Below are 11,884 nucleotides of genomic sequence, written 5' to 3'. Positions count from 1 at the left end.
GCCACGCTGGTCGAATCCCAGGAGAAGCCGTATGGGCCTGCGACGTCGGAGGCGACCACGGTGCCGTTGACCTTCAGGTCGACACGGGCCACGCCCACGTTGTCGGCGGCGTTCACGCTCACTGCGACCAGGCCGGAGACGGTGCTGCTGCCCAGCGGTGCGGCGATCGAGACGGTCGGTGCGGTGCTGTCGGCGGCTGGCGCGGTGCCGGCAGCTGCGACGGCGGCGGCGGCGTTGACGCGGCCATAACCGAAATAGATGTCGCGGCCGGCGGCGCCCAGGTCGACGGCGGTGCTGAACAGGATGTTCTGTACCTGGTCCGAGGTCAGCGAAGGATTGGCCGACATCACCAGCGCTGCGGCGCCTGCGGCAACCGGGGACGAGAAGGAAGTGCCGTTCCAGCCGCCGTAGCCGCCGCCGTTGTTGGTGGTGTAGATGTTCGAGCCAGGCGCCGACAGCGAGACGAATGCGCCGTAGCTGGAGAAGCTCGACAGGTTGTCGTTGCTGTCGGTGGACGACACGGCGATCAGCGCGGTCGAAGGGGTGAAGCCTTCGTCGCGGGCATTGTTGTTGGCCGACACGAACAGCAGGCCGCCCTTGCTCTTCAGGTAGTTGCCGGCGCTTTGCACGGCGGTGCTGTTGGCCGCGTTGGAGAACGATACGTTGGCCACTTTCGCGCCGTGATCGGCAGCATAGGTGACGCCGCTGGCGATGGTGGAAGCGTAGGCATAGCACAGGCCATCGGTGCCCTTGTACGCAATACGCAGCGGCATGATTTTCGACTGGCCCGACACGCCCGAGACGCCAATGGCGTTATTGCCGGCGGCAGCGGCCGAACCGGCGACGGCGGTGCCGTGGCCGCACAGGTCGGAAGTATTCGAGGTGTTACCGTAGATATCCCAGCCGGCAACCATGTGCGGCGCCAGGTCAGGGTGGGTGCTGTCGACGCCGGTGTCCAGGATGGCGATGGTCACGTTGGCGCCCTGTGCGCTATCCCAGGCCGTTGGGGCGCCGATCTTGCTGATGTGCCACTGGCTGCCCAGGTAAGGGTCGTTGTAGGCGGCCGATACCAGCACGCGCTTGTCCAGTTCGGCGAACTTGAAGTGCGGGTTGTTTTTCAGCTTGGCGGCCACGGCCTTTTCCGAACCGTGCGCCACGTCGATCAGGTGGATATTGCTCTGGCCCAGCTTGCGGGCATTGCCGGCGCCATTGGCCTTGAGGATCTTGGCGAATTCAGCCACGGTCAGGCCGGCTTTCGGTTCCACGATGATGCGGCCTTGGGCGAAGTCTTCCGATGGGGCGGCGAAGGCTGGCGCAGCCAGGGTAGCGATGGCGGTAGCGATTGCGGCGGAGAAGGTGGTGATGGTTTTCATGGTGCGAGTCCCTGTTTTCAAAAATAAAAAAACGAGGACTGCCCGCCGGTCTATGCCGGTAGAAGACTGCATCACAACCCGCACAGGCGCATCAACGCCCATGGTGAGGGGATACTTTTGTCTGGCAGTCCTGCCGTCATGGGGCCGAAGCCCTTTAGACCGATGACTTTGCGTCCCGCAGTTTCCCGCGGTTTGCCCTTATCAGATCTTGCTGTACGGAACTATAGTCCGCCAATTGCCGCATGGCAAGCGGAATTTAAAAACTTTTTTTGAATGTCTCAAATAAGTCTGGATTATAAGAAAGATTCGTTAATTCAATGACTTGACTATTTCTCTTAATCACCTGTTCTTATATAGCCTCAACAATGTCTTTAAATAAAAGCGCAGTGCGCGAGCCTCGCTCTTATTGCTGAGTTAAATCAACTGGCCGCAAAAATGTTATTTCTTAAGCCTGATTAATCTCAAGAAACTCGCATATAATCGCGGTCCAAAATGCGGGAACGGGAAGCGCACGATCGTGCGATTTGTGCGGTATAGTTAGCTCCCGGCACCCACTCCTACAAGAAAGAAGAGACGATCCATGAGCGCAGATTACGCAGTCCACGGTAGCATCGCCGTCATTTCGCTGAATAATCCACCAGTTAACGGACTTGGTTTGGCGACCCGCAGCGCCGCCATCGAAGGCATCCGGCGTGCCGAGCAGGATCCGGCCATCAAGGCCATCGTACTGACTGGCGCGGGCAAGGCGTTTTCCGGCGGCGCCGATATCAAGGAATTCAATTCGTCGAAGGCACTGACCGAGCCGACCTTGCACAGCCTGATCCGGGCGGTCGAGGGTTGCGCAAAACCGATCGTTGCGGCAATTCACGCGGTCGCGATGGGCGGCGGACTGGAGCTGGCCCTTGGCTGCCACTATCGTGTGGCGCTGCCGGGCGCGCAGATCGCCCTGCCGGAAGTGAAACTGGGGCTGCTGCCGGGCGCGGGCGGCACCCAGCGCCTGCCACGCGTTTTAGGATTGGAGATGGCGCTGAATATGATTGTCTCCGGCACGCCGGTGTTGTCGGAAAAACTGGCGGGCACCGCGATTTTCGACAAGCTGCTGCCTGCTGGCGCCGACCTTGTAGCCGAAGCGTGCGCCTTCGCAGAGGGCATTGCCGATCTGCGTCCACTGCCAAAAGTGCGTGACCGTAAGGTTGACTATCCTGACCACGAGGCATTCCTGCAATTCAGCCGCAATACGGTGAAGGCGGTTGCCGGTCCGTTCCCGGCGCCGCTGGAGTGTGTTGAAACCGTGGCTGCCTCGGTCACGATGGAGTTCGAAGCTGGCCTGAAGTTTGAACGCGAACGATTCCTGCACCTGATGCAGACCACCGAATGCAAATCGCTGCGCCACGCCTTTATTTCGGAGCGTGCAGCCAGCAAGATTCCGGATGTTGCACCCGATACTCCAGTACGCGCGATTCGCAAGGCCGCCGTCATCGGCGCCGGGACCATGGGCGGCGGCATTGCCATGAATTTCGCCAATGCGGGCATCCCTGTCGTCCTGCTGGAGACCAAACAGGAGGCGCTGGACAAGGGGCTGGCCACCATTCGCAAGAATTATGAAAATACTTTGAAAAAGGGCAAGCTGACCCAGGAAAAATTCGACCAGCGTGTCGCCCTGGTTACCGGTACCCTGGAATACGGCGCCATTGCGGACGCTGACATCGTGATCGAAGCAGTGTTCGAAGACATGGGTGTGAAGGAAACTGTATTCCGCAAGCTCGATGAAGTCATGAAGCCGGGCGCGATCCTGGCGTCGAATACCTCGACCCTGGACCTGGACAAGATTGCCGCCTTTACCAGCCGGCCGCAGGACGTGGTGGGGACGCATTTCTTCAGCCCCGCCAACGTCATGAAACTGCTGGAAATCGTGCGCGGCAAGGCGACCGGCAAAGATGTGCTGGCAACCACCATGGCGCTGTCGAAGAAGCTGAAAAAGACCGGCGTGGTATCGGGTGTCTGTGATGGCTTTATTGGCAACCGCATGATCGAGCAGTATTTCCGCCAGGCCGGCTTCCTGCTGGAAGAGGGCGCCACGCCGGAGCAAGTGGACCAGGCGATCGAGAAATTCGGTTTCCCGATGGGCCCATTCCGTATGAGCGACCTGGCTGGCAATGATATCGGCTGGTACATCCGCAAGCGCCGTTATGTGGAGAAGCCGGAAGTCGTCTATTCCAAGACCGCCGACTTGCTGTGCGAGATGGGCCGCTTCGGCCAGAAGACCAGTGCGGGCTGGTATGACTACAAGGAAGGGGACCGCAAGGCTTACCCTAGCGCCGTGGTCAACGAGATGATTGTCAAACACTCGGCGGACATCGGCGTCGCGCGGCGCCCGATCGGCGACCAGGAAATTGTGGAGCGCCTGGTCTACGCCCTGGTGAACGAGGGCGCGCTGATCCTGGAAGAAGGTATAGCGCTGCGCGCATCGGACATCGACATGGTCTACCTGACCGGCTATGGATTTCCGTTGTACCGCGGCGGACCGATGTTCTACGCCGACACCGTGGGCCTGTTCAACGTGCTGGGCGCAGTGGAGCGCTTTGCCAAGGGGCGCCACGGCGAAGCCTGGAAGCCGGCGCCGTTGCTGGTCAGGCTGGCGGCGGAAGGCAAAGGCTTCAACAGCTGATCAGGATATCCGCTTGCGCATCCGGGACAATGGCACTGCGATATTGCCCGGCAGCGTGAGCGAGAAGTCCTCGACCGATTCGAAGCCGCAGGCCAGGTATAGCGGTACGCCGGGCATTGTGGCGGCCAGTTCCATCGCCTGGAATCCGGCCGCAGTGGCCTCGCGCTCGCAATGCTCCATCAACATCCGGCCCAGTCCCTGACGCGGCGCCGAAGGATCGACAAAGAAGGCGCGGATTCGCGCTGGCTGGGTGGCCGGGTCCAGCAAGGGATCGGGGCCTGATTTGTGCTGGTCGCCGCCGAACAGGGTGGCGCGTTTGCTCCAGCCGCCGCAAGCGAGCACCTTGCCATCGCGTTCGATGACGAAATAGGTGTGGTCGTCCACCAACTGCGAATCGACGCCGAATACATGGCGCGTTACCGCGGCCGCCTGCTGATCACTATAAAAGCCTTTGCTGAGCAGGATGCCGGAGCGCTGGATCAACGCTTCCATCGCAGGTATATCTCCCGCGGTGGCGGGCCGCAGTGTCGTTTGGCTGGTCATCCGGAAATGCTATCATAGGGCAGCCAAAAGGGAGGACCCATGCGCAAATTCCTTGCTGCCATCTTCGCCTTGCTCCTCATCGTGCCGGCCAGCGCGCGCGACTTGCTGGTTATTGGCACCCATTTCGAACGCGTTTATGAACGCGGCCAGGAAGGTGAAATCGTCGGCCTAGGCCCGGAAATCATTCGCATCATCGCCGAACGCCTGGGCCACCGGGCGATTTTCGAACTCTATCCGTGGGCACGCGCCCAGGCCCTGGTGGCGCAAGGCAAGGCCGACATCCTGGTCGGTCCTTACAAGACCTTCGAGCGCCAACAGCTCATGGGCTTTTCCAAGCTTCCTTTTTATCAGGACCAGATGGTGTTCTACGTCCGCAAGGGCGGGATGCAGGATTGGAGCGGTGATTACGCTGCGTTGAGCGAGCAGCGCATCGCCATTGTCAACGGCTGGGCGTATGGCCCGGCGTTTGACAAGGCCAGGCCAGAACTAAGAATTGACGTGGTCAATAGCGTCGACAGCGGCCTGAAAATGCTGGCGGCACAGCATGTGCAAATGTTCGCCAGTAACCGACGCAACACGGAACCCGTGCTGGGCAGGCTAGGCCTGTCCGGCCAGGTTTCGATGCTGCCGCGCGTGATAGAAGTGCAGGATGGCTATTTCGCTTTCGCCAAGCGGCCGGCTTCCGACACGCTGCGCAAGGAATTCGATGCCGAATTCCAGCGCATGGTCGATAGTGGCGAGTTAAAACGTCTCGGCTTGCGCCACGAGGTCAACGTTCCTTAGCGGCGGCCTGGCGTCAGCACGGAAGGCAGCGCTTTGGGGAGCGTTGCCGGGTAGTCGCGGCTGAAATGCAGGCCGCGGCTTTCGCGCCGCTGCAATGCGCTGTTCACGATCAGGGAGGCGACTTCCACCAGGTTGCGCAACTCCAGCAAGTCGCTGGTGATGCGGAAGTGGCGGTAGTACTCGTCGATTTCTTCCTTCAGCAAGGCGATGCGATGCTGGGCGCGCTCCAGGCGCTTGGTGGTGCGCACAATGCCGACGTAATTCCACATGAAGCGGCGCAGTTCGTCCCAATTGTGGGCGATGACCACTTCTTCGTCGGCATCGGTGACTCGGCTTTCGTCCCAGTCCGGCAGATAGGGCGCATCTTCCTTGTCCTGTGCCAGGATGTCCTGGGCGCAGGCACGGCCGATCACGACGCATTCAAGCAGCGAGTTGCTGGCGAGGCGATTGGCGCCATGCAGGCCGGTGCAGGCAGTCTCTCCGACCGCGTACAGGCCGGGCAGGTCGGTGCGTCCAAACAGGTCGGTGACAACGCCGCCGCAGGTGTAATGCGCCGCCGGCACGATCGGGATCGGCTGCTTGGTGATGTCGATCCCCAGCTCCAGGCAACGCGCGTAGATGGTCGGGAAATGCTCGATCAACCATTCGGCCGGCTTGTGGCTGATGTCCAGATGCACGTAGTCGAGGCCGCGCTTCTTGATCTCGAAGTCGATGGCGCGCGCCACCACGTCGCGTGGGGCGAGTTCGGCGCGCTCGTCATGCGCCAGCATGAAGCGCTGGCCGGCTGCAGCGCCGGCTTCCGGTGGCAGCTTGAGCAAGCCGCCTTCGCCTCGAATCGCTTCCGTGATCAGGAAGGATTTGGCATAAGGGTGATAGAGGCAAGTCGGGTGGAACTGGATGAATTCCATATTCGACACGCGACAGCCTGCGCGCCATGCCATGGCGATGCCGTCGCCGCTCGCCGTATCGGGATTGGTGGTGTACAGGTAAACCTTGCCGGCTCCGCCCGTTGCCATCACCGTATGCTCCGCAGCTACCGTAATCACCTGGCCCGTTGTGACGTCCTGCACATACAGGCCGTGACAGCGCGGCTGCGAATGTGGAGGACGGGGACCCAGCTTGTCGGTGGTAATCAGGTCGATCGCGCAATGCTGCTCGAACAGGCTGATATTCGGGTGAGAACGTACTTTTTCCTCGAGCGTGACTTGAACGGCGTGCCCGGTTGCGTCAGCGGCGTGGATGATGCGGCGCTGGCTATGGCCGCCTTCCCGGGTCAGGTGGAAGCCTAATTCTGCGTTTTCATCGCGGGTAAAGGGAACGCCGAGGCCGATCAGCCATTCGATCGCCTCGCGGCCATGTTCGACGATAAAGCGGGTGGCGCCTTCGTCGCACAGGCCGCCGCCGGCCACCAGTGTGTCGGCAATGTGCTGCTCATGGCTGTCGCCGGAGTCCAGGACTGCGGCGATGCCGCCCTGGGCCCAGTTGCTGGCGCCATCCAGCAGTGCGCGTTTGGAAATAATGGCTACTTTTCGGCTTTCCGCCAGGTGCAGTGCTACCGAGAGGCCGGCCAAGCCGCTGCCGACAATCACAACATCGAATTTCATGGAGTTTCGGGGCTGATTTTTCGCGTAATAAGCAACAATATAAACCATTTGCCGTTGCGCTGCCTCAAAAGCCCCACACCCAGCATGCTGCATCATGGCCTCATGACCAGGAAAAAGCTGCTTGTGGTGGAAGACGACCTTGGCCTGCAAAAGCAATTGCGCTGGGCCCTGGATGCGTACGAGGTGGTATTCGCCGGTAACCGCGACGCTGCCCTGGGGCAGTTGCGCCGCCACCAGCCGGCCGTGGTCACGATGGACCTGGGCCTGCCGCCTGAACCGGATAGCGCGGCCGAAGGCTTGCTGCTGTTGCAACAGATGCTGGCGATTGCTGCAGATACCAAGGTGATCGTCCTTTCCGGCAACCAGGACCGGGCCAACGTGCTGAAAGCCATGGCGCTGGGTGCTTACGACTTCCACCAGAAACCGCTGGATGGCGACATGCTGCGCTTGATGGCGGAGCGTGCATTCTTCCTGCATGCGGTGCAGCAGGAGAACAGGCGCATGCTGCAGAACGAGGCCGATTCTCCGCTCGCCGGTCTCGTGACGCGCGATCCGGGCATGCTGCGGGTCTGCCGCAGCATTGAAAAAGTCGCCCCGAGTTCCGCGACCGTGATGCTGATGGGCGCTTCGGGCTGCGGCAAGGAACTGCTGGCGCGCGGTTTGCACAACTTGAGTGCACGCCACGACCGGCGGATGGTGGCCATCAATTGCGCCGCGATTCCCGAACATTTGCTCGAAAGCGAATTGTTTGGCTACGAAAAAGGGGCTTTCACTGGCGCCGACCGGCAAACGCTCGGCAAGATCGAGCTTGCAGCAGGGGGAACCTTCTTCCTGGATGAAATTGGCGACATGGCTTTGCCTTTGCAGGCCAAGATGCTGCGCTTCCTGCAGGAACGCGTGATCGAGCGCCTGGGCGGGCGCAGCGAAATCGCGGTCGACGTGCGCATCGTGTGCGCTACCCATCGCAACCTGAAGGCGATGGTGGACGAAGGGCGCTTTCGTGAAGACCTGTTTTATCGCCTGAGTGAGATCGTGCTGGCGGTGCCGCCGCTGCGCGAAAGGATGGGCGACGCGCTCTTGCTGGCACAGCATTTTCGCCACCGCTTTATCCAATCGGAAGGACGACCGGCCCTGCCTTTCCATCCTGACGCGCTGGCAGCGATCGAAGGCTACGGCTGGCCGGGCAATGTGCGGGAAATCGAAAACTGCGTCAGGCGGGCCGTGATCATGAGCGAGGGGCCGCACATCACCCTGGAAGACCTGGGCCTGCCGCCAGGCGCGCCGCAAGCCGAGAACATTGACTTGCGCGACGCCCGAAACGCAGCCGAATACCGTGTCATGGTGAAGGCTCTTGCCCGCACCGGAGGCAATATTGCAAGGGCTTCCGAATTGCTCGGGGTGAGCCGCCCTACGCTGTACGACCTAATGAGCCACCATGGGATCAAATGATTGCGGCTCGCGCCATTGCCCCGCCTCCTTGAGTTGCTGGCGCAATCCAGGGAGGGGAAAACCTTGCCCATAGGCCTTGCGCGCCGAAGCCAGGGCGGCGGGCCAATTCTTCAGGCGCACTTGCGCCAGACCGAGGTTATACCAGGCGGCCGCATTCGTTTCCTGGAATTCGAGCGCCGCCTGCAGCTGCTCCACGGCTTCCGCATCACGCTTCATAGACAGCAGGTAAGCACCGTACAAAGCGCGTGTGGCGCCATCGGAGGGGACATAGGCGAGCGCCCTCTGGAAGTAGCACTCCACCGTCAGCGGGGCGCCGGGCGCCTGCCGGGCTTTGGATCGGAGGGCAAGGCGGGCCATTGCTGCGAGTGCGCGCGGATGGTTGGGGAAGTGTTCAAGTGTGTAGCCGAGGTCTGCGCCTAGCGTGCCGGTCATGCCGCGTTGCAGGGTCTCGACTTGCGGTCCGAAATGAAAGGTCTCGACTACCGTCAAGCCTTTGGCGTCTTCAGCATTGTAGTAATCCCCGCCCGTAGCGCCTTTGCTGTATGGCGGACAATCGGCTGCCAATGCGGCGAGCAATATCAGGAAGCCTTGCATTGGCGTGCTCCTTTTTCAAGCGGAACGGTATCGAATACCAGCTGTGGCCACGAGGTGGCTGTGCCGGACAGGTGGCAGTAGGGCGGGCGGCTGGCGAGCATCAGTTGCCAGCGGCCCAGCCGGAAGAAAGTCGCACTGCCCATGGCGATGGCGCCGATCCTGGCGTGGGCCCGCAGGGATGCGGGATTGAAAGCGGAGATGCGGCTGCATGTCCATTCGATGCCGCGCTCGTGCAGGCGGCGGTTCGCCTCGTCCCACAGGCGGCAGAACGCCGTGCCAAGCCGCATCCTGGGATGGATGAACACATCGTAGTCCCAGCATGCGCGCGGCGAGGGAAGGCAGTAGCGGACCCTGACTTCGTCTTCCTGGTAGGCGCCGAACTGATACCAAAGGATACCGGCGAGTTCATCCCCTTTCCAGGCTGCGATGCTGCAGCCGCCTTGGCGAAAGCGCGCGGCCACCACCTCGCGCGGCCTTGGATAATCGGCCGGCAGCTCGGCCAGTGATGTGACCGGGCGCATGGCGAGCTTTCCGGGCGACGCGCGCATCGCGCCGGCAGCGACGGGTTGCGCCACGAACTGATAGCGGTACACGCTGATCCCGCCGAAGCGCAGGCAGCGCGCCAGCGCGTACCACGCTGTATTGCGTACGCCCAGTTCTGCGAGCGTCTGTAGGAAATGCGTCGTCATGGAACCATTACAGCAAAGCTTCGCGCCCGCATCTTGCGCTAGCGCAAACGATAAAGCCGACGCCTTGAATAGACTGGGACATCCAGGGAGGAGACGTCATGCTGACAGTCCTGATGGCCACATTCAATGGAGTGCGGACTTTGCCGCAGGTGCTCAACGCCTACACGCAGCTGCACAGTCCCGAGGAAGGCTGGCGCCTGCTGGTCGTGGACAATGGCAGTAACGATGGAACGCGTGAACTGCTGATGTCCTACGCCGGCCGCTTGCCGCTGCATTACGCCTTTGAACCGCGGCGCGGCAAGAACACGGCCTTGAACCACGGACTGGCATTGGCAATGAAAGGGCCCGAGACCCGCTTGTTCGTATTTACCGACGATGATGCGACACCGGAGCGCGACTGGCTGCTGCGGTATGCCGATGCGGCGACGGAACGCCAGGGCTTCGCCATCTTCGGCGGCAGCATCGTGCCCGATTGGGGCCAGTCTCCGCCTGAATGGCTGCTGCGGCTGGTGCCTTGCGGGCTGACCTATGGCCTGACGAGTCCCGAGTTGCCGGAGGGGCCGGTCTACCCGGGGCTTGTTTGGGGCGCCAATATGGCGGTGCGAGGAGAGGTCTTCAGCCACGGTTACCGCTTCGATGAGACGATCGGACCGGCTGCAGGCGAGTACGCGATGGGAGGTGAAGTCAGCTTCACCCGATTGCTGGAAGGGGCTGGGTTCCAGTCCTGGTTTTGCCCGGCGGCGCGTGTCGCGCATCATATCCGGCCAGTGCAGCTCACCACGGGTTGGATCATCACCCGCGCCCGGCGCTACGGGCGCGGCGCCTGCAGGCTTGCCAAGCCAGGCCAGTTTCCGGAACTGTTTGGCGCGCCGCGCTGGATGCTGCGCAAATACATCAGTGAACTGTGCGGATTGGCAGGCGCCTTGCTGCTGCGCCAGCCCGAACGCATATTCTTGCGGCGCTGGGAACTGGCCTACCTCGGTGGATATATCAAAGAAGCGGCTGCGGCCGCAAAGCGCTCCCCGGCAACACGCATCGTGATTACGAGTTTTTCCGGCGAGCTCGGCGGGATGGAATTGCGCATGCTCGATGAGGCGCGCTTCCTGAAACGGGTTGGCTATGACTGCGTCCTGGCGCCACCGCGTTTCGCCGGCGATGAGCGCTGGCGCCAGGCGGCGCAGGACGAATGCGTAGAAGTGGCCAGCCTGAACGTGCCGCCGTTGCTTGAGGAATGGTCCTGGCGCCGTCTCAACTGCTTGCGCGCCATGGCATTTTCAGCGCCGGCACTACGCAAGCTGCGGCCCAACCTGGTGCACATTGCATTCTGCTGGACTACTTACGGCGCCAGTGCGCTCTGGCTTGCGCAGCATTGCGGCGTTCCGGCCGTGATCAGCGTGCATAACGCTTTTCCGCTGACGGAGTTCAATCAGTGGGAGCGCGAACTCCTGCAGCGGGCCATGGCGGGAGTGAAGGGTGTGTATGCAGTATCCGACTCCGCGATGCGGCACTTCCTGGCGCTGTACCGCGAATGGCTGCCGGCCGAAGTGCGGCTGGCCGTCATACCAAATTGCGTCGACTTGCAGCGCTTCCGGGTTTCGCCACGGCGCCGGGCGGCGGCCCGCCATCAATGGGGAATTGCGGAAAACGACGAAGTCATTGGCAGCGTGGGACGCTTGTCGGCGCAGAAGCGCCCCGAGGAGTTGCTGACTATCTTCGCCCTCCTGGCCAAATCGCGCCCGAGGCTGAAATTGCTGCTGGTAGGCACCGGGCCGCTGGAATCCTACCTGCGTGACTCGGTGCGCCGCCAGCGTTTGAGCCGGCGCGTCATTTTTACTGGATTCCAGGCTGACGTCGAATCCATCATCCCCGCCATGGACTTGCACCTGCTGGTCAGCCGGCGCGAGGGTTTCGGGACCGCGACGATCGAAGCCATGGCCTGCGGCGTACCTGCACTGGCAACCCGGGCGCCGGGGAGTGAAGACATCTTGCAGGACAGTGCAGGGGGCATGCTCCTGGCGCCTGGCGACGTGGACAATGCCATTTCTTCCATCATTCTTTTGCTGGACGATCCTGTGCGCAGGGAAGAAATGGGCCGGCGGGGCAGGGCGGAAGTCGAGGCCCGCTACGCGGTGCCAGTCGTCAGCGCGCAGGTTCAAGCCTTTTACGACGGGTTGGCGTGAT

The 11,884-nt window shown here is 61.8% G+C and carries 9 protein-coding genes and 1 riboswitch; of the genes, 4 read left to right on the top strand and 5 right to left on the bottom strand.

From position 1 onward, the window contains the following. The coding region (locus GM658_RS25405) for a S8 family serine peptidase (RefSeq protein ID WP_170298973.1) at positions 1-1,373 on the bottom strand (1,373 nt) is incomplete at its 3' end. A 120-nt stretch (positions 1,374-1,493) separates the two neighbouring features. Continuing rightward, positions 1,494-1,580, bottom strand: a riboswitch (cyclic di-GMP riboswitch). A gap of 373 nt (positions 1,581-1,953) precedes the next feature. On the opposite strand from GM658_RS25405, the gene GM658_RS25400 reads away from it, so the two are divergent. Beyond that, positions 1,954-4,041 (top strand): 3-hydroxyacyl-CoA dehydrogenase NAD-binding domain-containing protein, encoded by a 2,088-nt coding sequence (locus tag GM658_RS25400; RefSeq protein ID WP_155456865.1) that lies wholly within the window; start codon positions 1,954-1,956, stop codon positions 4,039-4,041. Here the strand turns inward: GM658_RS25400 and GM658_RS25395 are convergent, their stop codons facing one another. Beyond that, on the bottom strand, positions 4,042-4,584 hold the full coding sequence (locus GM658_RS25395; protein WP_155456864.1) for a GNAT family N-acetyltransferase: 543 nt from the start codon (positions 4,582-4,584) through the stop codon (positions 4,042-4,044). 39 nt (positions 4,585-4,623) lie between these two features. Here GM658_RS25395 and GM658_RS25390 point away from each other — a divergent pair, with 39 nt between their 5' ends. Beyond that, positions 4,624-5,367, top strand: a complete 744-nt coding sequence (locus GM658_RS25390) for a substrate-binding periplasmic protein (RefSeq protein WP_155456863.1) — start codon at positions 4,624-4,626, stop codon at positions 5,365-5,367. Here the strand turns inward: GM658_RS25390 and nadB are convergent. Then, complete coding sequence (nadB, locus tag GM658_RS25385) at positions 5,364-7,019, bottom strand: L-aspartate oxidase (RefSeq protein ID WP_371865276.1); 1,656 nt, start codon at positions 7,017-7,019, stop codon at positions 5,364-5,366. The two genes, GM658_RS25390 and nadB, sit on opposite strands and share 4 nt — an antisense overlap. Before the next feature lie 54 nt (positions 7,020-7,073). On the opposite strand from nadB, the gene prsR reads away from it, so the two are divergent. Further along, entirely contained in the window at positions 7,074-8,420 is a 1,347-nt protein-coding gene (gene prsR / locus GM658_RS25380; RefSeq protein ID WP_155456861.1) for a PEP-CTERM-box response regulator transcription factor, read from the top strand. On the opposite strand, the gene GM658_RS25375 is transcribed toward prsR, so the two are convergent. Then, the gene (locus tag GM658_RS25375) at positions 8,394-9,014 is read right to left on the bottom strand and encodes a tetratricopeptide repeat protein (RefSeq protein ID WP_155456860.1); all 621 of its coding nucleotides are present in this window, start codon (positions 9,012-9,014) and stop codon (positions 8,394-8,396) included. The two genes, prsR and GM658_RS25375, sit on opposite strands and share 27 nt — an antisense overlap. After that, positions 8,999-9,703: a GNAT family N-acetyltransferase gene (locus tag GM658_RS25370; RefSeq protein ID WP_155456859.1), complete on the bottom strand. Its 705-nt coding sequence runs from the start codon at positions 9,701-9,703 to the stop codon at positions 8,999-9,001. Before GM658_RS25370 ends, GM658_RS25375 begins: the two co-directional genes overlap by 16 nt. A 98-nt stretch (positions 9,704-9,801) precedes the next feature. On the opposite strand from GM658_RS25370, the gene GM658_RS25365 reads away from it, so the two are divergent. After that, complete coding sequence (locus tag GM658_RS25365; RefSeq protein WP_229417068.1) at positions 9,802-11,883, top strand: glycosyltransferase; 2,082 nt, start codon at positions 9,802-9,804, stop codon at positions 11,881-11,883. Position 11,884 lies beyond the last annotated feature (1 nt).

The organism is Massilia eburnea (assembly GCF_009720745.1).
In the GTDB taxonomy this organism is placed as follows: domain Bacteria; phylum Pseudomonadota; class Gammaproteobacteria; order Burkholderiales; family Burkholderiaceae_D; genus Rugamonas; species Rugamonas eburnea.
Note: the sequence above shows the minus strand (reverse complement) of the source record. Positions and strands in the feature narration are given on the sequence as shown.